The organism is Flavobacterium qiangtangense, from assembly GCF_042658345.1.
In the GTDB taxonomy this organism is placed as follows: domain Bacteria; phylum Bacteroidota; class Bacteroidia; order Flavobacteriales; family Flavobacteriaceae; genus Flavobacterium; species Flavobacterium qiangtangense.
Genome location: NZ_JBHSQB010000010.1, coordinates 183,336 through 205,837, shown reverse-complemented (window position 1 = coordinate 205,837; position 22,502 = coordinate 183,336). Strand labels below are relative to the sequence as shown.

General features: G+C 35.7%; 18 protein-coding genes, 2 tRNA genes and 1 riboswitch. Of the genes, 10 read left to right on the top strand and 10 right to left on the bottom strand.

What is annotated here, in order from left to right; translation table 11 throughout:
* Positions 1–208: 208 nt before the first annotated feature.
* The gene (gene bshC, locus ACFPVY_RS14780; RefSeq protein WP_379792899.1) at positions 209–1,807 is read right to left on the bottom strand and encodes a bacillithiol biosynthesis cysteine-adding enzyme BshC; all 1,599 of its coding nucleotides are present in this window, start codon (positions 1,805–1,807) and stop codon (positions 209–211) included.
* Between the two features lie 530 nt (positions 1,808–2,337).
* On the opposite strand from bshC, the gene ACFPVY_RS14775 reads away from it, so the two are divergent.
* The 4 genes from ACFPVY_RS14775 (at position 2,338) to ACFPVY_RS14760 (ending at position 5,794) form a co-directional block, all read left to right on the top strand.
* Entirely contained in the window at positions 2,338–3,729 is a 1,392-nt protein-coding gene (locus ACFPVY_RS14775) for an RtcB family protein (RefSeq protein ID WP_379792898.1), read from the top strand.
* 13 nt (positions 3,730–3,742) lie between these two features.
* The gene (gene prfH, locus ACFPVY_RS14770; RefSeq protein WP_379792897.1) at positions 3,743–4,432 is read left to right on the top strand and encodes a peptide chain release factor H; all 690 of its coding nucleotides are present in this window, start codon (positions 3,743–3,745) and stop codon (positions 4,430–4,432) included.
* Entirely contained in the window at positions 4,419–4,955 is a 537-nt protein-coding gene (locus tag ACFPVY_RS14765) for a hypothetical protein (RefSeq protein ID WP_379792896.1), read from the top strand. The genes prfH and ACFPVY_RS14765 overlap by 14 nt, the downstream gene beginning before the upstream one ends.
* Positions 4,956–5,077: 122 nt before the next feature.
* Complete coding sequence (locus tag ACFPVY_RS14760; RefSeq protein ID WP_379792895.1) at positions 5,078–5,794, top strand: hypothetical protein; 717 nt, start codon at positions 5,078–5,080, stop codon at positions 5,792–5,794.
* A 42-nt stretch (positions 5,795–5,836) separates the two neighbouring features.
* Here the strand turns inward: ACFPVY_RS14760 and ACFPVY_RS14755 are convergent, their stop codons facing one another.
* Positions 5,837–6,214 carry a hypothetical protein gene (locus ACFPVY_RS14755; protein ID WP_379792894.1) on the bottom strand — a complete coding sequence of 126 codons (378 nt, stop codon included), beginning with the start codon at positions 6,212–6,214 and terminating at the stop codon, positions 5,837–5,839.
* Between the two features lie 132 nt (positions 6,215–6,346).
* Here ACFPVY_RS14755 and ACFPVY_RS14750 point away from each other — a divergent pair, with 132 nt between their 5' ends.
* Positions 6,347–8,539: a B12-binding domain-containing radical SAM protein gene (locus ACFPVY_RS14750; protein ID WP_379792893.1), complete on the top strand. Its 2,193-nt coding sequence runs from the start codon at positions 6,347–6,349 to the stop codon at positions 8,537–8,539.
* Here the strand turns inward: ACFPVY_RS14750 and ACFPVY_RS14745 are convergent.
* Together ACFPVY_RS14745 and rimO are read right to left on the bottom strand one after the other, a co-directional pair.
* Positions 8,536–8,973, bottom strand: coding sequence for a hypothetical protein (locus ACFPVY_RS14745; protein WP_379792892.1), 438 nt, complete (start codon positions 8,971–8,973; stop codon positions 8,536–8,538). The genes ACFPVY_RS14750 and ACFPVY_RS14745 overlap by 4 nt on opposite strands.
* Positions 8,974–9,075: 102 nt before the next feature.
* A complete protein-coding gene (gene rimO / locus ACFPVY_RS14740) occupies positions 9,076–10,398 on the bottom strand; it encodes a 30S ribosomal protein S12 methylthiotransferase RimO (protein WP_379792891.1) in 1,323 nt (440 codons plus the stop codon).
* A 495-nt stretch (positions 10,399–10,893) separates the two neighbouring features.
* On the opposite strand from rimO, the gene ACFPVY_RS14735 reads away from it, so the two are divergent.
* Positions 10,894–11,703: a M23 family metallopeptidase gene (locus ACFPVY_RS14735; protein ID WP_379792890.1), complete on the top strand. Its 810-nt coding sequence runs from the start codon at positions 10,894–10,896 to the stop codon at positions 11,701–11,703.
* A gap of 54 nt (positions 11,704–11,757) precedes the next feature.
* On the opposite strand, the gene ACFPVY_RS14730 is transcribed toward ACFPVY_RS14735, so the two are convergent.
* The 4 genes from ACFPVY_RS14730 to ACFPVY_RS14715 all read right to left on the bottom strand — a co-directional run bounded on the left by ACFPVY_RS14730 (position 11,758) and on the right by ACFPVY_RS14715 (position 16,237).
* A complete protein-coding gene (locus ACFPVY_RS14730) occupies positions 11,758–12,144 on the bottom strand; it encodes an acyl-CoA thioesterase (RefSeq protein ID WP_379792889.1) in 387 nt (128 codons plus the stop codon).
* 4 nt (positions 12,145–12,148) lie between these two features.
* Entirely contained in the window at positions 12,149–13,159 is a 1,011-nt protein-coding gene (locus ACFPVY_RS14725; protein ID WP_379792888.1) for a beta-ketoacyl-ACP synthase III, read from the bottom strand.
* 157 nt (positions 13,160–13,316) lie between these two features.
* Positions 13,317–13,508, bottom strand: a riboswitch (cobalamin riboswitch).
* 128 nt (positions 13,509–13,636) lie between these two features.
* A complete protein-coding gene (locus ACFPVY_RS14720; RefSeq protein ID WP_379792887.1) occupies positions 13,637–15,163 on the bottom strand; it encodes an OmpP1/FadL family transporter in 1,527 nt (508 codons plus the stop codon).
* Between the two features lie 87 nt (positions 15,164–15,250).
* On the bottom strand, positions 15,251–16,237 hold the full coding sequence (locus ACFPVY_RS14715; protein WP_379792886.1) for a hypothetical protein: 987 nt from the start codon (positions 16,235–16,237) through the stop codon (positions 15,251–15,253).
* Positions 16,238–16,339: 102 nt separating this feature from the next.
* Here ACFPVY_RS14715 and proS point away from each other — a divergent pair, with 102 nt between their 5' ends.
* The 4 genes from proS to rpsT all read left to right on the top strand — a co-directional run bounded on the left by proS (position 16,340) and on the right by rpsT (position 18,499).
* On the top strand, positions 16,340–17,818 hold the full coding sequence (gene proS, locus ACFPVY_RS14710) for a proline--tRNA ligase (protein WP_379792885.1): 1,479 nt from the start codon (positions 16,340–16,342) through the stop codon (positions 17,816–17,818).
* An 88-nt stretch (positions 17,819–17,906) separates the two neighbouring features.
* Positions 17,907–17,978, top strand: a tRNA-Glu gene (locus tag ACFPVY_RS14705).
* Between the two features lie 46 nt (positions 17,979–18,024).
* Positions 18,025–18,096: transfer RNA gene (locus ACFPVY_RS14700), tRNA-Glu, on the top strand.
* 151 nt (positions 18,097–18,247) lie between these two features.
* Positions 18,248–18,499 (top strand): 30S ribosomal protein S20, encoded by a 252-nt coding sequence (rpsT, locus tag ACFPVY_RS14695; RefSeq protein ID WP_379792884.1) that lies wholly within the window; start codon positions 18,248–18,250, stop codon positions 18,497–18,499.
* Positions 18,500–18,602: 103 nt separating this feature from the next.
* Here the strand turns inward: rpsT and ACFPVY_RS14690 are convergent, their stop codons facing one another.
* On the bottom strand, positions 18,603–19,001 hold the full coding sequence (locus ACFPVY_RS14690; protein ID WP_379792883.1) for a response regulator: 399 nt from the start codon (positions 18,999–19,001) through the stop codon (positions 18,603–18,605).
* A 4-nt stretch (positions 19,002–19,005) separates the two neighbouring features.
* A complete protein-coding gene (locus ACFPVY_RS14685) occupies positions 19,006–22,500 on the bottom strand; it encodes a PAS domain S-box protein (protein WP_379792882.1) in 3,495 nt (1,164 codons plus the stop codon).
* Positions 22,501–22,502 lie beyond the last annotated feature (2 nt).

Here is a 22,502-nt window from a genome sequence, read left to right as displayed (position 1 = left end):
TCGCCACCCAATCGTTGTCGAAACAGTTTGTCGAAGAATCTTTTTACTCCAAGGAACGAGGATTCCTCGCAAAATAGAATAATCCTTCGAAGATTCTTCCTTAGTCAGATGACAAGATTCACAAAAAAAATCCGTTTAATTTTTTTAATTTGTGTCATCTGTGTTCAAAAAAAACAGAAAAAAATCCAAAAATCTGCGGTAAAAAAACCTACAAAACAATCACAGAAAATTCATGCTCCAAAGGCTTTAATTCCTCAAATAATTTAGAAATCAAAACCTCGCCATTCTCCAAATAAAACTCCGAAAAATTCACCGTTCTTTCCTGCAGACTCTTATTCGGAAACATTTCATTCTGCAAATCAGCAATTCGTTCCAATTCCGATTCGTGTTTTTTCTTTTCTGCTTTTAAAAGACGCTTTTCAAGATTTTCCAAACCTTTAATCTGTTTTACTTCTTGCGCTTTAACCGCACCAATAAAAGATTTATCAGTAGCATTCGCCATAATATTTAAGTCCTCAAATTGTTTCTTTAAAAATTCCTTCTGCGAAGAAAAATCAATCGAAAATTTCGAAAAAGTTTTCACTTTATCATTCATCAAATCAACTTGTTTTGAAAACAAATCGTTCCAAGACAAACCTAATTTGTCCGCTTTTTTAGCTTGTTTTTCAGTCGCCAAAAGCACTGAATTTCGCAAAAGTAAAATCGGGAAGGTGACATTCGAAGCTTCAAAATAAGATTTTAATTCCAACCAATATGCCAATTCGCCACCACCGCCAATGTAACAAAGATTCGGCAAAATAACTTCCTGATATAAAGGTCGCATAATCACATTCGGACTAAATTTCTCCGGATTATTTTGCAATAATTGCAAGATTTCAGCTTCCGAAAACTTCAGTTTTGTATTATTTACGTAGTAAAAATTATCTTGAAAAATGATTCGCTCACGCAAATTATCTTCAATATAAAAAAGGTTGATTTCCCTCGGATTAACTTGAATATTATAGTCTTTTAATTTTTCAGAAGTCTCCAAAACTTTCTGGTGTGAAGTCTGTTTTAAAAGTTCCTCTTTCGCAAACGGAATAAATTCTTTTTTCAAATCAGCATCATCAGCATCGATAATTACCAAACCGGTTTTTCCGAAAATTTCATTGGCTAAAAAACGAGTAGCTTCTGCCAAATTAGAGTGTTTCACATAAGCATCTTGAAATAATTTTCTAAGATATTCTGCATTTTTTCCCAAACCTAATTCCAAAGAAAAAACTTCAAAAACTTCATCCAAACCTTTAGTAGAAAGTCTCCCGATAGGTCCGCCATTTTCAGTATTCCAACGCACTTTTTTCCCGTGTAAATTGAAGTAATTTATCTCCTCAAAATCGTGGTCTTCCGTCGCCATCCAATAAACAGGAACGAAATTATATTCAGGATATTCTCCTTTTAATTGCTTGGTCAAATTAATTACGGAAACTATTTTATACAAAAAATACAATGGTCCGGTAAATAAATTCAGCTGATGTCCGGTTGTAATTGTGAATGTTTTTGAACTTGAAAGCGACTTGATATTCACATTTGTCAAATCAGAAACATTCAAATTCGCATATTGTTTTTCTAAAACAGAAACTAATGTTTTTCGGTTTAAGTTATCTTGAAAATTGAAGTTTTCGCCCTTTTCAACCAGCTGTTTTTCAAAGTTTTCTAAAGTAGGAAATCGATGGTAAAGCGACTGTAAGTCTGGTTTTTGGTTTAAATAATCATTGATTAATGAAGAAAAATAACCAGATTCTTGATAGCTGATACAGTCGGTGGGCATAGTTTAAAAATTTTCTGTAAAAATAAAGAAAATTAAGGCATAAATTTATAAATAAGTCATAAAGTAAAAAGTCATAAAGTGGAAAGTTGACAAGTCGTTTTAATGCGTAAAACAAGGACTTTATGACTTTAAACTTTAAAAACTTTCGACTTTTTCAAAAATAAATTTGGAATATTCAAAAACTATTCTAAATCTTTGCAGACGAAAAATTAATAACACTTTAAAACGAAGAAAAATGTTTGTACTTACATCATCAGTTCAAAGCTTCACACCAACAAGATTTGGTGCAACGCTTCTTCGTGGTTTATTTCAATCTTAGAAAAACATTTTTAGATATATGAAAAAGCCCGAAGACATTTAGTTTCGGGCTTTTTTTTATTCTAGACACTTCAAAAAATTTCCCGAAAGTCAGTTCACTTATTTATCCAAATTGGATAAAAGACTTTGCACGTTTCATTTTTAATTTTTAAACATTTCTGTTTAAAAACCAGAGGAAACCTGCGCCAAAAAAACAAGAATCAACAAAATTTATGGGAAATAAATTATCCGGAAAAGACCTGATCAAATTGGGCTTTCCAAAAAACAATTCAATAAATATCGCCCTTGGGCAAATAAATAGATACAGAAAAAGAGAGAAAAAAGAATCAATTCTAACGGAAGCCAAAGAAGTTTTGCTCTCTCCAGAAAAATTTGAAGGCCACGGAACTTGGGGAAAAGTCGCCGAAGGTTTAATCAAGCCGGTTCAAGTCAGAATGCACCAATTAAAAACAACGCGCGTTCCGTTCACGATTTTTGGAGAAAATGAAATCGACGAGCAAGCCAAATTTCAATTGTATGATTCGTTGAAATTGCCAATTTCAATAGCCGGAGCTTTGATGCCAGACGCGCATTCTGGTTATGGATTGCCAATCGGCGGGGTTTTAGCGACAGACAATGCCGTGATTCCTTACGGAGTTGGCGTTGACATCGGTTGCAGAATGAGCCTTTCGATTTTTGATTTGCCTGCTTCATTTCTGAAAGGAAAAGACCACCAGTTGCAAGCGATTTTGAAAGACAATACCAAATTTGGGATGAAAGAAACGCACGCCACAAAAGCCGACCACGAAGTATTTTATAAAAGTGAGTTTCAAGATATTCCGTTGCTGAAAAGTCTTTTGCCAAAAGCCTATAAGCAATTGGGAAGTTCGGGTGGAGGTAACCATTTCGTGGAGTTTGGAGTTGTGAAAATCGACAGTCCGTTGAACGAGTGGAAGCTTGAAAAAGGTGAATATTTTGCCGTGCTTTCGCATAGTGGTTCGCGCGGTTTGGGAGCAAACATTGCCAAACATTACACATATTTGGCGACCAAACAATGTCCGTTGCCAAAGAATGTACAGCATTTAGCGTGGCTCGATTTGAACACGCACGACGGTCAAGAATATTGGTTAGCAATGAATTTGGCAGGAGAATATGCTAAAGCGTGTCACGATGATATTCATCGAAGAATCGCCAAAGCACTCGGAAAAAGAATCGTTGTGAACATTGAAAACCACCACAATTTTGCGTGGAAAGAAATGGTCAATGGCAAGGAATGTATCGTTCACAGAAAAGGCGCAACGCCAGCTGGAGAAGGACAATTGGGAATCATTCCGGGTTCGATGACCGCGCCAGGTTACATTGTTCGAGGCAAAGGAAACGCCGAAAGTTTGAATTCTGCTTCGCACGGAGCCGGAAGATTATTTTCAAGAGCAAAATGCAAAAGTACTTTTACGCAAAGCGAAATTAAAAAAGTCTTGCAAGCAAACGATGTGACTTTAATTGGAGGCAATATCGATGAAGCGCCGATGGCTTACAAAGACATTACAAAAGTGATGGCGAATCAGACAGAATTGGTAGAAATACTTGGAACATTCACGCCAAAAATCGTGAGAATGGATCGTTAAAAGTAAAAGAAAAATGGAAAAAATAATTCAGATAACAGCGGGTCGCGGACCTGCAGAATGCACTTGGGTTGTCGCCCAAGTGTTAAAAAAAGTTTTGGAAGAAGCGCAAGAACAAACCTTGGAAACAGTTGTATTGCAAAGAGAAACGGGTTCAGAAAACGGAACTGTGGAAACGGCAACGCTTTCTGTCAAAGGAAAAAATGCCGAAGAGTTTGCAAATTCTTGGTTGGGTACAATTCAATGGATTGGTCAAAGCCAATTTCGCAAAATGCACAAACGCAAGAATTGGTTTATCGGGATCTTTGAAATTGAAAAACAAAAGAATTCAGAGATTTCAGAAAATGATATTCAATATCAAGCAATGCGAAGTTCAGGAGCGGGAGGACAGCATGTGAACAAAGTGAGTTCGGCGATTCGGGCAACGCATATTCCAACCGGAATTGCAGTTGTGGCGATGGACAGCCGTTCGCAACACCAAAACAAAAAACTGGCAACAGAACGATTACTAAAAAAATTAGAAGGTGAAACTTTGCAACAGCTCAAAAATCACGTTGGGAAACAATGGGAAAACCAACTGAATATTCAGCGTGGAAATCCGATAAGAGTTTTCTCAGGAAGCGATTTCAAAAAGAATAAAATCGAAAAGAGCTACAAAGGAATTCGCCAGAAATTAAAAACAGATTTACGAAATGAAAACAATTGATAAATACGTTTTTCAGGCATTGGATAATTATCCTTATTCGCTTGAAGAAACCATTGAATCCTTAGATTACGCTTTTTCTTATGATGCTAAAAACACGATGGTTTTGTGTCTTTATGGAAGAATTCAAGCAGAGCAATTATTGAATTATGACGAAGCGAAGAATTATTTTCAGGAAGCTTTGGCTATAAATATTCACGCTTTAGAAGTCTATCCTTTTTATATTCAGACTTTGATTTTAAACGAAGATTTTGAAGAAGCACAAAAACTGATTGATTTTGCTTTGACTATAAAAGGAATCAATAAAGCAGAGATTTTGGTCAAAAAAGCCATTCTTTTAGAAGTTCAAATGGAATTTAAAAAAGCTTTGGTAGAAATCAAAAATGCGAAACTTCATTCGATAAATTATACTTCTGATTCAGAAGTTAATGAAGCTGAAAAACGAATTAAGGGTAAAATTGATTTGGGCAAAAAGAAAAAGAAGCCGAAGAAATCTAAGAAAAGTTCTAAAAAGAAATCGAAATGATTTTTACAGAAAAGACTGTCAGAAATTTGGCAGTCTTTTTTGTTTTTAGTTAAAAAAAAACAGGCATAACTATTTACAGAATAAGATTTTAATAGTAAGTTTGAGCAAAATTTCAACAAACTATGAAAGCATTAAAAATAATCTCTGACTTACTCCCAATCCCAAGTTATACAGTCATTATCATCTGTTTCTTTTTTCCGTTTTTGACCATAAAATGTAATACGACCGAACTGGTTTCAGTTACCGGATTCGATTATGTGATTGGAAACGACGTGAAAGATAAGATGGAAAAAAGTGAAATGGCGAAAACCATCAAGGAAAAAATGGGTAAAGATATGTTCGATACCAAAACGGAAACCGATTCGATTTCTGAAGATGGCGAACCAATTGTAACTGAAAATGGCGAGGAAGAAGCTGGAAATTTATCTGACCTTTCTAAAAGCACGAAAGACGAAAAAATGGCGAAGGTTTTATTTTTTGTAATTATGGTAGTTCCTTTATTGATGGCACTTTTGGGCTTAATCATATCGTTTACAAAATCAAAAAAGAAAGCACTTTTTCATATTATATTCTCGACAATCGGATTTATTTTTCTTTTAGCCTACGGAATTATGATTAAATCTTCGGGTGATATCAATTCAATTTCTTCGATGGGCGATGGAATTGGTGCCGGAATGATTTCGATTGAATTAGGAAACGCTTATTTTGTGGCAACAATCTTCTTTTTAATCGTCATTATGTTTTTTGCAATGGCGAAATATCTAAAAAATCTATACAAAGAAGAACAGCAAATTCGAGAAGAAACGATTGAAGAATTTTATTCGAAAGAAGAATTCTAAAAACATATTTAAAACAGAAACTCCTGAGAAATCAGGAGTTTTTTATTTTGCACCAAGGACACTGCATTTCCAAATGGCAAAAATTTTATCGGTAAAAGGAACAATCAAATAAATTCGCTGGCTTAAAATATATTGCGACGGATTCGCGTAATATTCTTCCAGAGTTACAGAAGGCAAGGAACGAATGGTAGTTGCTTTTCTGTGGCTGAATCCAAAATAAGTCGAAGTTTCAGAATCTGTGGGCATGTTCATGATTCCGCCAAATGTCTTGATGGAGAAGGAGGCGCGCGTGCTGTCTGGAGAAATTGTAAAGGTAATATCAGAAGGATTTTTGGCATATAAAAACCGAATTTCCTTCTTTTTTTGTGCAAATCCCGAAATAGATAAGAATAAAAATAGGCTGAGAATAATTGATTTCATAATTTAAAAAGTAGCTTAAATTTCGATAATGCAAAGTAAGGCATTTAAAATGAGCTGACAAATCCAAAAAAATCAGCAAATGCGCAACTTCGTCAAAAATATGAAGTAATTTTGCAGACTTGATTAAAAACAATGACATCAGTTTTCCTCATCACGCCACCTTTTACACAGCTGAACACGCCATATCCGGCGACGGCTTACATCAAAGGTTTTTTAAACACAAAAAATGTTTCTTCGTTCCAATCTGATTTGGGAATTGAAGTAATTTTGTCGTTGTTTTCAAAAAATGGCTTGATAGATTTGTTTGCCGAAGCGGAGAAAAATCCTTTGGAAAAATCAGAAAATGCCAAGCGAATTTTGGCTTTGCAAGAAGAATATTTCAAGACGATTGATTCGGTAATGCTGTTTTTACAAGGAAAAAATCCGACGCTTTCGCACTTGATTTGCCAAGAAGATTTCCTGCCAGAAGCTTCTCGATTTTCTCAATTGGAAGAACTCGATTGGGCTTTTGGAACTATGGGGACTCAGGACAAAGCCAAGCATTTGGCCACTTTGTACCTGGAAGATATCTCAGATTTGATCATAGAATGTGTTGATGAAAATTTTGGTTTTAGCCGATATGCTGAAAGAATGGGCCGTTCTGCAAATTCTTTTGATGAACTTTATGAAATGTTGCAAGGCGAACCGACCTATATTGACAATATTTTATTATCAAATTTGAATGAGAAGATGAGCGATTTACAACCAGAATTGGTTTGTTTTTCAGTTCCTTTTCCGGGGAATTTATACAGTGCTTTCAGAAGTGCACAATTTATCAAGAAACATTTTCCGAAGAGTAAAATTGCGATGGGAGGTGGTTTTCCAAATACAGAATTACGCTCGTTAGCAGACATTCGTGTGATGGAATTCTTTGATTTTATTACGCTTGACGATGGAGAAGTGCCTTTGGAAGAATTGATTTCTAATGTTCAAAATGCAAATTACGGAGAATTCAAACGCACATTTCTCCTTGAAAATGATAAAATAGTTTATAAAAATAATTCCACAAAAAGAGATTATAAACAGTCAGAAGTTGGAACTCCAGATTATTCTGATTTGCTTTTGGACAAGTATATTTCGGTTATTGAAATCGTAAATCCGATGCACAGAATGTGGAGTGATGGTCGCTGGAACAAGCTCACAATGGCACACGGATGTTATTGGGGAAAATGTACTTTTTGCGATATTTCCTTAGATTATATAAAAGTTTATGAACCAGTCGCCGCCAAATTATTGTGCGATAGGATGGAGGAATTAATCGAGCAAACGGGCCAAAATGGATTCCATTTTGTGGATGAAGCGGCGCCACCAGCTTTGATGCGTTCGCTGGCTTTAGAAATTCTGCGCAGAAAATTGACAGTGACTTGGTGGACGAATATTCGTTTTGAAAAAAGTTTCACCAGAGATTTGTGTTTGTTGCTAAAAGCTTCAGGATGTATCGCTATTTCTGGAGGTTTGGAAGTTGCATCTGATCGATTATTAGAATTAATTCAAAAAGGAGTGACCGTGGCTCAAGTGGCAAGAGTTACCCGGAATTTCACGGAAGCCGGAATCATGGTTCACGCTTATTTAATGTATGGATTTCCTACGCAAACTTCACAAGAAACGATTGATTCGCTTGAAATGGTGCGACAATTATTTGAAATCGGAATTTTGCAATCTGGTTTTTGGCATCAATTTGCAATGACAGCGCACAGTCCGGTTGGAATGTATCCAGAGAAATTCGGAGTTTTAAAAGAAACAGAAAACATCGGAACTTTCGCAAATAATGACATCATCCACATTGATAAAACCGGAACTGATCATGATCAATTCAGCTTTGGATTAAAGAAATCGTTGTTCAATTATATGCACGGAATCTGTTTTGATTTTCCACTGCAAGATTGGTTTGAGTTTAAAGTACCACGTACAAAAGTGCCGAGCGATTACATCTACAATGCAATTCACGAAGAAGAAGATTTTAATACAAAATCGTCAGCAAAAGTAGTTTGGATTGGAAATAAACCGACAGTTTCTTTTTTTACAAAATCAAAAAAAGGGAATTCTTGGGAAATGGCGACTTTAGATTTTCATTCAAAAAAAGAACAATTTGATGTCCAAACCAGCAAAGAACAAGGAATTTGGTTGCAAGAAATATTGTCTAAAATTTCGGTATCAAATACAAAAACCTACACTTTTCAGGAAATAAAAGCAGATTATGAAAATTCTGAATTAGAAGATTTTGAACTATTTTGGTATGGAAAGCAAATAAAAACCCTGAAAGAATCAGGGCTTTTGGTACTTTAATTTTTCATCGCTTTCTTTTCAGCATCTTCCTTTAATTTGTCGAACTTTTCAATTTGTTCTTTAGAAAGTACTTTCTTTATTTTCGATGCAATTTTATCGTTAATTGCCTGAGCCTTATCTCTTTTCTCCACATAAGCTATGTCCATTTTGTAGATTTCTTCCAGCGCATCTTTGTTATCATTTACTGCAGATTTAACAACAGCTTGCTGTAAACCATCCAATTTCAACTCTTTTGTCAGATAATCAGTATAAACCGTTGCGTAATCTTGAGGTTTCTCTTTGTTAGTTCTTGGCGCATCGTTACCAATGGAGCGGTCAATATTTGATCGCCTGCCGTTATTGTAACCATTGTTATAAGCGCCACCGTATTGCGAATAGCCGTCAGTGATGCCAAACATTAAAAATAAAACTGAGATATAAAATAATTTAGTCATGCCCATAAAATTTATAAAACAAACTTAACAATTTTTAAGCCAAAAAGAAAATGGCGCTAATTTTAATTAAAAAAGGAGCTTCAACAGAAACTCCTTATATTTTTATTCTTCAATAACTGCTTCGCCATACAAATCAAATTCAGCAGCATCTGTGATTTTTACATTTACAAATTCCCCCGTTTTTAAATACGCTTTTGTAGCATCAATTAAAACTTCGTTATCCACATCTGGACTATCAAATTCAGTTCTTCCAACGAAGTGACCGCCTTCTTTTCTGTCAATAATACAACGGAAAGTCTTCCCGATTTTCTCTTGGTTCAATTCCCAAGAAATCTGAGATTGAATTTCCATAATTTCATTCGCGCGCTGTTGTTTTACTTCTGCCGGAACATCGTCTTCCAATAAATAAGCGTGCGTATTTTCTTCGTGAGAGTAAGCAAAACAGCCCAATCTTTCAAAACGCATTTCTTCAACCCAGTTTTTCAAAATCTGAAAATCTTCCTCAGTTTCTCCAGGATAGCCCACAATCAGGGTCGTTCTGATCGTCATTTCTGGCACTTTTTCTCTGAATTCGTTAATCAACTTAGTAGTTTTTGCCTGAGTCGTTCCTCTTCGCATTGACTTTAAAATTGAATCAGAAATATGTTGCAACGGAATATCCAAGTAATTACAAATCTTTGGCTCGCGCTTCATCAAATCCAAAACATCCATCGGAAATCCAGTTGGGAACGCATAATGCAAACGAATCCATTCGATGCCTTCAACTGCTGCCAAATTCTCTAATAATTCAGCAAGATTTCTTTTTTTATACAAATCAAGACCATAATAAGTCAAGTCTTGAGCAATTAAAATCAACTCTTTCACGCCGTTTTTAGCCAAACCTTTCGCCTCGTTTACCAATTTTTCAATCGGTTGCGAAACGTGTTTTCCACGCATCAACGGAATCGCGCAAAAACTGCAAGGACGGTCGCAACCTTCCGCAATTTTCAAATACGCATAATTTTTCGGAGTCGTTGTCAAACGCTCTCCAAGCAACTCGTGGCGGTAATCAGCACCAAGCGCTTTCAATAATCCTGGCAATTCGGTAGTCCCAAAATATTGGTCCACATTCGGAATTTCCTTAATCAAATCTGGCTTGTAACGTTCAGACAAACATCCAGTTACAAAAACCTTATCAACAATTCCTTGCTCTTTTTTATCAACATAATTCAAAATCATATTTACAGATTCTTCCTTCGCATTGTCAATAAAACCGCAAGTATTAATCACAATAATATTGCCCTCACGTTCCGCAGGCGCCTCATGCTCAACATCTTTACCGCTGGCACGCAATTGTCCCATCAGCACTTCACTGTCGTAAACATTTTTAGAACACCCTAAAGTGATTACATTAATCTTGTTTTTCTTTAACGTCTTGGTTCTCATAGAATTGTAAATTGGAGTGCAAAATTAAGCTTTTTTCTCCAAACCCCGCCAGTTTCACTTTCTATTTGTATTCTTTCTAACATAATTGGCAATTAAAATCAGCTTTTTCTTTTCCCGAAGCACAATCGCCAACGCATTTTTTAAACTTCGTCCCGCTTTCTGCAGTAGTTTTTTTGAAGAAAAATCAAAAAAAGCTACTGCCGCCAATCGGGGCTATTGAAAAACGATAGTACCATTTTTAAACTTTTGTACCATTGCGTGAACTTCGTTTTCGTTAAAAAATGAATTAGAATCCGCGAAAAAATCCGCGTCATCCGTTTGAATCCGCGTACCATTTTCGATACAAACAATCAGTTGCTGAATCACGTCGCGGAGATTACTCCTTCGTCGGAATGACAAAAATTAGGCTAAAACTTAAGTAATCCAATGTTTAAAATTCTCACAATTTCCCAGCATGATTTTTGATATTTACTTCCTAATCTTTACGTTTACAATATGAAAACCAAAATCTTAATTTTCTTTCTCTTTTTCCAAATTTCCCTCTTCGCACAAAAAAGAGACGTTCAAGTCTATCGAGAATTTGTCGACGGAAAAACAATTGTTTACGCCGATAATAATGAATTTTGCCCAGTTTCCGTCGTCATCAGAACCGAATTGGTGAATATGAAAAGCAGTTTAAAAAAGGCATTTGTTCTAGTTCCAGCGCAAACAAAAAAGTTTGCGGTAACAGAATTGACAGTCATTGACAAAACCAAAAAAGTATCTTTCAAATACCAAAGTTCCTTTTTTCTTGGCAACATCGATTTAAGAAAATACGACATCAATTTCCCATACGAACTTCCTTATAATAAAGGAGAAGAATACTTAATAGGGCAGGGTTACAACGGAACTATTTCGCACCAAAACGAATTTGCCTTAGATTTCATAATGCCCATCGGAACTGAAATCTTAGCCTCCCGCGACGGAATTGTCGTCGATGTTCAAGACAAAAACTCAGGAAATTGCGTGCAAAAAGAATGCGCCGAAAAGAATAATTTCATTGTAGTTTACCACGAAGACGGAACATTTGCGGAATATACGCACATTGACACAAATTCAGCTATGGTAAAAAAAGGAGATTCAATAAAAACCGGCGATAAAATTGCCTTAAGCGGAAACGTTGGTTGGTCTTCAGGTCCGCATTTGCATTTTTTTACCTTTGCTCCAGATATTGAAAAAGGAAGAATTTCTATCAAAAGTAAATTCAGAACAAAAGGAAAAAAACTCGAATTTTTAGAGGAAAAAGAATCGTATTTGAAGGAGTAAAAGTTGCCACAGATTCGCAGATTTTAAATTTAAAATGCGAATCTGCAGTATAACTTATTTTATGATTGAAACTGGTTCTTTGTTTTCATCAATTGCCACAAACGTGAAGTTTCCGGTGATGGCTTTTTCTCTTTCCAGAGAATACATTTTCTCGACATAGATTTCTACGTGAACTTGCATACTTGTGTTTCCTATGTGAGTTACTTTTCCAATCAATTCAGCAAAAGTTCCGGACGGAATCGGTTTTTTAAAATCAATTCTGTCACTGCTTACCGTAACAACTCTTTGACGACTGAAACGTGTTGCGGTGATAAACGCCACTTCGTCCATTAATTGCATCGCGTTTCCACCAAATAAGGTGTCATAATGATTGGTTGTATTTGGGAATATTGCTTTAAAAATGTGAGTTTCTGCTGCGTTTATTTTTTCTTCTAAAGTCATTTTGTTAGTTGTTTTTTGGTCTTAAATTTCCCCATTTTAAATATGTGCTTCCCCAGGTAAATCCGGCGCCGAAAGCTGTGATTAGCATATTTTGTCCGGCTTTAAAATCATCTTTGAAATCCCAGAGACAAAGCGGAATTGTTGCCGCCGTTGTGTTTCCGTATTTTTCAATATTGATTTTTACTTTCTCAATTGGGAAATTTAAGGTATCGCTTACAGCTTGAATAATTCTCAAATTCGCTTGATGCGGAATAATCCAATCTACTTTTTCTGAAACCAATTCGTTGCGTTCCATAATTTCTTTGCAAGCAGAACTCATTCCGTTGATAGCATTTTTAAAAACCGTTCTTCCGTCTTGATGAACAAAATGTTTTTTATTAGCCACAGTTTCTTCAGTAGCAGGAAAAAGGGAACCTCCGGCTGGAACAGAAAGAAATTGCGTTCCGTTTCCATCGGTTTTAAAAATATTGTCAATTACGCCTAAATCACCAGAAGTTGGTTCAAGCAAAACTGCACCAGCTCCGTCGCCAAAAAGAACGCACGTATTTCTGTCTTCATAATTTACGATCGCACTCATTTGGTCAGCGCCAATTACCAGAACTTTTTTGTAACGGTCACTTTCAATCAAACTTGCCCCAACAGAAAGTGCGTATAAAAATCCGGAACAAGCGGCGTTTAAATCAAATCCCCAAGCGTTTTTTAAGCCTGCTTTTTCACAAACAATGCTTGCAGTAGGCGCTAAAATGTGATCAGGAGTGGAAGTGGCTAAAATTAAACAATCAATTTCTGACGGTTCAATATCTGAGTTTTCGATGAGGTTTTTTATGGCAAAAGCGGCCATATCTGAAGTGGCTAATGATTTGTCAGAAAGTATCCTTCTTTCTTTGATTCCGGTTCTGGAAGTAATCCATTGGTCGGAAGTATCAACCATTTTTTCGAGGGTTTTATTATCTAAAATAGTTTCTGGAACAAAGCCTCCAATGGCTGTAATAGTTGCGTTTGTTTTGGTATTCATTGACGGTAAAAAGTTGTGTGGCTTGGGAAAAGCCAAGTTTGTTTTTGAAAAGTTGTTCTTAAATCAGAATATTTACGAAGAAAAAAAGGAATAGTTTTTTTGGTGAAGGCGCACTTCTTCCATAGAAATTAAACCAAAAACTTTAGACCGCGAAAGTATTGTCAAATAAAAAAAGGCAGGTCTCCTGACTTGTAGCATTTTTATCTTCCTTCCCAAAATTGTACTGTTTCAGTGGATTTTATTGATAAAAACTTTTTGGGCTACTTACAGTTGCGCGACAGTTCGTGAATTTCACACGATTCCCTATTAACCTCGATTGAAACCGAAGACCGTTTTTCTTGATTGAAATAAGTAAAGAACTTTGGCGCAAAGATAATGACTGAAAATCATAAAAAAATCCCAAAGTATAAGTTTGGCGCATAAAAAAAACCACCTGAAAACAGATGGCTTTTTTAGAATTTTTCGGACTTAAAATAGTTACAAATCAAATAATAATGTCAATGAAACATTGTTATTTATTGATTCAATATTTGCTGTGTCAACCAATCCTTGTGAAAAAAAGGCTTGCTGCGTGTCTCGTTTTGAGTAAGAATATGCGGCGTCAAGTCGTGTTCTTCCGAAATTGTAACCTAAACCACCCGAAATTCCGTGTAAATCACCGATCGTATTTCCGTTTTTGTAAGGACTTTGTTCAAAACGATATCCTCCGCGGAAGCTCCATTGTTTTGCCCTTGCTTCGGCACCAACTCTAATTTCTGAAGTAACATCCAATAGCGAATTCAAATCATTATTTGTAGCGCTGAGGTTGTCGTTTCTCAAGAAGTTTTCATTATCTGGATTGCTGAATTTTGTGTTGCTGTAATCTTTCATGGTGTAATCAATGCTGATTAATCCTAGTTTTCCGAAGACATAAGCCAAACTTCCGGTGTATTTTCCAGGCGTTCTTAAAGTGTACGACGAATAAACGGTATTGTAAGTTGTTGGTTCAACAAGAATATCGGTTCCATTTGGACAATCTGCGCAATAAACCGAAAGATTTTGATACGTTTCATCGTTCAATCGGTACCAAGTTGGCGATTCGTAAGAAATTCCTAATCGAAGTTCGTTCGTCACTTTTGCAATTGTTCCAACTTGGAATGAAAAACCGTTTCCGTAAGTGTAAAGCTCGTTGTTAAATCGCAAAGACTGAATGCCGGTGCTTGTTGAACTTCCTGGCGTGTCGAGATAATCTTCATAAAAACTTGATTTCTTCACCAAATCTGTAAAGTGCGCGTTCAAATTTAGACCAAAATAAAATCGGTCTTTATATTGTGTCGCGAAGTTGAAGGACATCTTTCCGTTGTAACCTGATGTGGTTGTGAAATTTTCTTGGTAATAATTTCCTCCAGAAGGCGTGTTCGAAATATATTGAGTATTGCTTCCGGTGTCAGTAACTGGATTTATCAAAAATCCTTCATAACCAAAATAAGCTTGTTGGTTTGAATAATTCAACGCGCCAAAATTATTTGAAGTAATTGTGTTTAGTGGCAAACCATTGGCGTGGCTTAAAAAATATTGCGAAACAGAATTATTAGGGTTAAAACCTTGAGAATAAATACGATTGTCAAAATTATTTGTGTTTTCGTAATTTACTCCAATAGTTAATTTTTTCCAGTTACTTTCTTCGTTTGTATTTGTAAAAACCCAAATCGCACCCAATTGATTTAAATCGAAAGAATTTTCTTTGTCACTTGTTTTAGTCCCAAAATAAGAGGAATTATTTTTGGAAGTATTTGTATTTGCTGTAACGGCGAATTGATTTGTAGTAAAAACGGCTCCACCCGCAGGATTTACATTTAAGGATGAAAAATCACCACCTAACGCTCCGAATGCGCCACCCATTGCTCTAAAACGGGCGGTTCCGGTTAAATTGTCTTGAGCATATCGCATTGCATCAGAAATATCTTGGGCTTTCATTGAATGTAACGAAAGGCCTGTGATGACCAATAAAATATATTTTTTCATAAATTAAAACTTTGTTTGTATTTAATAAAAATGCCCATGCTCGTACTTTTAAGTCAAAACATAGGCATTTATTTATGGATTCAAAAATTATCTTCTTCCGCCTCCGCCACCGCCGGACCTTCCTCCGCCACCGCCAGAACCGCCAGACGAACCGCCACCACCTGATCTTCCTCCAGAATAACTTGGAGCGCTGTATGATCTTGATGGAGCAACTGATTGACTGCGAGTAGAATTGCTTCTTGTTTGCGTGTTGTAACTAGAATTGCTTCGAGTTGCAGTGTTATTATAGTTCGCCGAATTTCTAGTTGTGTTATAACTATTAGATCTTGTTGCGCTATTTCTTGTTGTGTTATAAGCTCGGTTTACATTTCTTGTCGAATAGGTAGTGCTTGAACTTCTTCTTTCGGCGTTGTAGTTTTCTCTGCTTCGTCCATTATTGATAGATCTTGAAGCATTACTTCTTCCGGCAATATTTCTGTTTGCATAATTGCTTCGTGTTCCGTTCGCGTAGTTGCTTCTTCCTCTGTTATAGTTATTGTAGTAGCCGTTTCCGTACCAATTATTCCAGCCTCCATAACCATATCCGTAGCCACCGTAACCCCAGCCACCGTAGTAAGGGCTGTTCCAGCCCCAACCAAGACCCCAGCCACCATAACCCCAACCACCATACCAGCTGTTCCAACCTCCCCAGCCCCAGCCGAGACCTGGTCCGTACCAATTATTATAACCCCAACCGTTGTCATAATAATTAACAGTTACACCTTCAGGATTGCTTCCCCAGCCACCATAACCAGTTTCGGTTACATAAACGGTGTCGCGCGCTTCGTCGCCATAAGTTGAGCTATAGTTTTCGGTATCGGTAAAAAACTCAGGATCATCTTGAAGTGATGTGAAATAACCTGAATTTTGGTTGTTGTTTTGAGCAGTACCGTTATCTCTTTGAGGATTGTTATAAATACCGTCAGAGTCATGAGTCGTATTTTGATATGACGAACAAGACGTCATAACAATGGTCAGCAGTCCAATCAATGAATAAATGGAGGCTGATTTGCTGGAAAAGTAATTAGTTTTCATATCTAGAGCAATTTAAATTGTTGGACAATACAAAAATAGTTAGTTTTGCTGAAACTATTTAGTTAAATAAAGTTAAACAATATTTGTGCCAAATTATTCAATATGAGTAAGAACCTTACAAAAAGATCAGAAGATTATTCCAAGTGGTATAACGAATTGGTCGTTAAAGCAGATTTAGCCGAAAATTCTGGGGTTAGAGGCTGTATGGTCATCAAGCCTTACGGTTATGCAATCTGGGAAAAGATGCAAGCAGAATTAGACAGAATGTTCAAAGAAACCGGACATCAAAATGCTTATTTTCCGCTATTTGTGCCCAAAAGTATGTTTGAGGCCGAAGAGAAAAATGCAGAAGGTTTTGCAAAAGAATGTGCTATCGTAACTCATTATAGATTAAAAAATGATCCGGATAAACCTGGAAAATTGATGGTTGACCCAAATGCCAAATTAGAAGAAGAGCTAATTGTTCGTCCAACAAGTGAAGCAATTATTTGGTCAACATATAAAGGATGGGTGCAATCTTACAGAGATTTACCTTTGCTAATTAATCAATGGGCAAACGTGGTTCGCTGGGAGATGAGAACGCGTTTATTTTTGAGAACTGCCGAGTTTTTATGGCAAGAAGGTCACACGGCTCACGCTACAAGAACAGAAGCCATTGCAGAATCTGAACAAATGATGAATGTTTATGCTGATTTTGCCCAAAATTTTATGGCAATTCCAGTTATAAAAGGATTAAAAACAGAAACTGAACGTTTTGCTGGCGCGGAAGAAACTTATTGTATTGAAGCTTTGATGCAAGACGGAAAAGCGCTTCAGGCAGGAACTTCGCATTTCTTAGGTCAAAACTTTGCAAAAGCATTCGACGTGAAATTTGCTAATGCAGAAGGAAAACAAGAATATGTTTGGGGAACTTCTTGGGGAGTTTCAACGCGTTTGATGGGTGCTTTGGTTATGACGCATTCTGATGATAACGGATTGGTTTTACCTCCAAATTTAGCTCCGATTCAAATTGTGATTGTTCCAATTTACAAAACCGATGAAGAATTTACTGCGATTTCAGAAGTAGCACATACTTTAGTTACGCAGTTCAAAAAATTAAAGATCTCGGTTAAATTTGATGATAGAACGACTCAAAAACCAGGATTTAAGTTTGCAGAATGGGAATTAAAGGGAGTTCCGGTTAGAATTGCTGTTGGTCCAAAAGATTTAGAAAACGGAACTTTTGAAGTTGCCAGAAGAGATACTTTGACAAAAGAAGTCGTTTTAAAAGACGGAATTGTAAATTATGTGAATGATTTATTGGAGCAGATCCAAGGAGATTTATTCAATAAAGCTTTAAATTATAGAGATACGCATATCACGGAAGTGAATGATTTTGAAGAATTTAAAGATGTTTTAGAAAACAAAGGAGGCTTTATTTCGGCTCATTGGGACGGTACTGCAGCAACAGAAGAAAAGATAAAAGACTTGACAAAAGCGACAATAAGATGTATTGCTTTAGACAGAGTAGAAGAGGCTGGAACCTGCGTCTTTACTGGGAATCCTTCATCTGGAAGAGTGCTTTTTGCTAAGGCATATTAAAAAAAATAAAAAAAAATTAAATTTTTTTAAAGTAGCTATTGCACAAATAAAAAATAGTTGTATTTTTGCAACCGCAATAGAGAAGCAAGGCCCGTTCGTCTATCGGTTAGGACGCATGGTTTTCATCCATGTAAGAGCGGTTCGATTCCGCTACGGGCTACTACTTTTTTAAAGCATCAGTTCTCCTTAACTATAAAAAGGAAAATGGCCCGTTCGTCTATCGGTTAGGACGCATGGTTTTCATCCATGTAAGAGCGGTTCGATTCCGCTACGGGCTACTAAATTAGTTGTAAATTAGTTTTATAAAATAAAAGCTGGTGTCTCGGTTTTTATTTTATTAGTTAAAACCAAAGTGATTGTCTGACAATTGTGGGAGGTTTTTCTTTTTTAACTAGTATTTATAATAATTACATCTAAAATTAAAACACAATGGCAAATCATAAGTCAGCTCTAAAGAGAATCAGAAGTAACGAAAAGAGAAGAGTATTAAACAAATACCAACATAAAACTACTCGTAATGCAATCAAAGCTTTACGTTTGTCTACTGAGAAATCAGATGCTTCTGCAAAATTATCAAATGTTATTTCAATGATTGATAAATTAGCTAAGAAAAATATCATTCACGATAACAAAGCTTCTAATTTAAAATCTAAATTGACTAAGTTTGTTTCAGCTCTTTAATTAGAATCGAAATTTTAAAAATATTAAAGTCCTCATTTGAGGACTTTTTTTTGCTTTAATAGGAAATAAAAAAGCTCTCAATTTCTTGGGAGCTTTTTCATCTTTATAATCTTTCTTTTAAGCCTTCGAGCATTTCTTTCGTAATTGGTTTTGACATAAAGTCAATCACCATCGGATATTTTTTAGACTTCTCAATATCATTTGGATCAATAGTAGAAGACAATACAATCACTTTGGTTTTTTTATTAAACTGATCGTATTCGCTTTGGTTGAAATTATCTAAAAATTCCCAGCCTCCCATAACCGGCATATTTAAGTCTAAAAAAACCAATTCTGGACAGCAAAAGTCATTGGCAACATTTAAGTTGTCATAGTAATCTAAAGCTTCCTGGCCATTTTTAGCAGTAATTATTTCTTCTGTAAAAGATGATTTCGCAATTACCATTTTGTATAACATCAGGGTAATTGGATCGTCATCTACACATAAGATTTTCTGTAGCATTTTATTATTTTTTGAATGTTAATGTAAATTTTGTTCCCTTGTCCACTTCGCTTTGAACATTGATCGTGCCCCCCATAGTTTCCACTTGCGATTTTACCAAATACAAGCCTAATCCTTTACTGTCAGGATAATTATGGAATCTTTGATATAACCCAAAAATCTTGTCTTTGTTTCTTTCAATGTCAATCCCAATTCCGTTATCTTCGAAAGTCAAGATCGTTTGGTCTTCATTTTCTTTGGTAGAAATTGAAATTTTTAGTTTTCTTGAGTGATCTCGATACTTAATGGCGTTCGTCAGCAAATTTAAAATTATACTTTCAAGGTACGCTTTATTTATGTTTGAAAGCGAATCTTTTTCCAAATTTATTTTGATGATTGGCTGGTGTAAATTGATGAGGTAATTCAGTTGGTTAAAGACGCTTTCAAAAACTTCGCTGAAAAGCACATTTTCCTTTTGAATCGACGGATTGTCTTTGATAATTACAACTTTAACCAAATCATTAATTGTCTCATTTAAGAGATGTGTTGATTTAGTAAAGCCGTTTAAAATCAATTTCAAGTCGCTATTTTCAACCGGAATATCTTCAATAAGGTTCAATAATCCGGTTAAATTTGACAACGGAGCGCGTAAGTTGTGCGAAGTTATATAAGAAAACTGCTTCAAATCTTTGTTGTTTTGAGTCAATTCTCGAATAAGCTGTTCTTTCTCTTTTTCTTGATTTTTCTGGTCGGTGATATCGCGTTGAATTGAAATCCAATGTGATAATTTTCCGTCTTTGTCAAAAATCGGAATCATTGAAAAGCTTACCCAATATTCTTCGCCATCTTTTTTATAGCTGATGGTTTCAACATTGGTAGCCTGTTCATTTTTTACCGAACTGATCAATTTTTCAAATTCTTTTTCATCTGAATTTTCGCCTCTAAAAATTAAAGGAGATTTTCCAATTACTTCGGAAGCTTTATATCCTGACATTTTTGAAAAGGCCTGATTTGCAAAAATAATCTTTGGAATCAGACTTTCTGAAGTATCATTTTCGGTAATAATTACAGCATCTTTTGCTTGCGTAATTACCGTTTCCATCAATTTCAGACGTTGATTTTCTTCTTTTTGTTTTGTAACATCTTGCATCGAAGCAATCATACGAATTGGTTTTCCGTCATTATTTTTGATCAAAAAACCTCGGTCGAAAACAAACTTATAGCTTCCGTCGGCACATTTAAACCGATATTCGTCTTGCCATTTTTCAACTTTTTTCTCTAGGAAATTATAAAGTTTTACAGAAACACGCAAGCTGTCTTCTGGATGAATTCTGTCAAACCACCATTTTGAAGTATTTCCAACATCTTCTTTTTTATACCCAAAAACACCCTGAATTCCTTTGTTCCAAACAAAATTATCTTCTTGAATTTTCCAGTCCCAAATAGTGTCGCTCGTTGCTTTTGCCACGATATCATAACGGTCGATCGCTTGTTTTAAATCTTCGCTGGCACGTCTGCTTTCGACCACAACGCCTACAAGATTTGCCACTCGTTCTAGCAGAGAAACTTCGTCTTGACTTGGCGATTTCTTCATTTTGTAATAAACCACAAAGCTTGCAATTGTCGTCCCGTCTGTTTTTTTGATCGGAATTGACCAACACGATTTTAAATTGTGTTCTGAAGCAACTAAGGCAAAATTGCTACACAAATGGTGGTTTTGGATATCTGTAATAAAAATATTTTCTTCTGCAAAAATGCTGTTTTCTCCATCTATTTTGTTCAAAGATTCCACATAACTTTGCGGAAGCGAGGTTCCGATTATATGATGAATCTTGCGATTTTTCAATTCCACAATCGAACAAATTGCTCCTGGAATTAAAGTTTCAATATTGTTTATTACGGTATGTAAAACCGTGTCTAGATTGGTTTCTGGTGCCGCGTTCAACTTGTAAATATCCTTTTCAAAAGACAAAATTGTATCTTGAAATTTTCTAGTTGTAATGTCTTGCAAAGCTCCAATTTTCTTCACTTGGCGACCGTTTTCCCAAATTAAATCAAAGCGGTCTAAAACATAAGCGTAACTTCCGTCTTCGCGTTTAAAACGATATTCGATTTCATGGTGCGAATCAGAAGAATTAGGTTCTATCGAAGCAATTTTCTCTCGAACCCATTGAATTTCATCGGGATGAAGGCGCGTAGTCCAGAAGTCTAAGTCAAGATATTGCTGATCTTTAAAATTAAATCCGAAGATTTTATTGTAATTTGATCCAGCAATATAAATCTTTTTTGTGGCTGAGTCAAACTCATAAATGGCGTCACTAGTCGCTTTCGCAATGGCTTCATAGCGAAGATTGCTTTCTTTTATTTTAAGCTCGTTTTCAATTCTTTGAGTAACATCTCTCGCGTTTAAAACGATGCCATTTACTGCAGGATTATCAGTCATGTCAACAACACTTGCCTCTAGCCAGCGCCATTTATCGTCAAGCCGAATGTATCGAAATGGTTTTGTTGTAATTCTTTTATGGTCTTTTAAAGCTGAAAATTGCTGTTTAAAAAAGTCTAAATCGTCATAATGCAATTTTTCAAACGCATTGGTTCCAACATAATCGTAAGGATTCAAACCGTATCGTGTTTGGATATTCGGACTTATATATTTGAAGTATCCTTCGGTATTTAAAATACAAATTAGTTCAGAACCGTCTTGAATCAGTGCTTTGAAACGCTGTTCAGTTAGCAGATTTTCTTTTTCAGCTTTTAATTTTTCGGTGACATCGGTGGCTAAAACGAGACGAGCTTTTCTTCCGTTGAAAATAATTTCATTGCTGTGAGTATCAACATCAATTAATTCTCCGGATTTTTTGATATGTTGTAAAGAAATTTCGTTGAAAGTATTGTCTTTTCTAATCTTTGCTACTGCATTTACAACTTTTTCTTGGTCTGATTTATAAATTACGTCGGTTACTTTTCGTTCCAAAAACTCTTCGCGCGTATAACCATATTTGCGTAGCGCGGCGTCGTTTGCGTCTAAAAACCTTAACGTTTCAGTATCGTAAACCACTTTTGGCAAAGGGCTTGAATGAAAAAGATCTTTGTATTTTTTTTCAGATTCACTTAATTTTTCCTGAATTTTTTTGTGTTCGATGTTGTATAAAATGCTTTTGAAAAGCAAAGGAGCATTTAAATCTTCTTTCAATAAATAATCTGAAACGCCGTAGGAAAGCGATTTCATGCTGAACTCTTTGTCAGAATATCCAGTCAAAATTATAATTGGAATTAATTTAGCAAGCGGAATTATTTCGTTCAATAATTCTTCTCCTTGACCATCAGGAAGTATTAAATCTAGAAGGATTATGTCAATTTTATGATCAGAATTTAAGTGTCGTTTTGCTTCTTCCAAAGTCAATGCTTCATAAAACACGGGATCTGAGAATTCTTCTTTAATGTAATCGCGTATCAAGACCATATCGCCTTGATTATCTTCGATAATTAAAAAATGAATGCCTTCTTTATGAAAAGTCATTG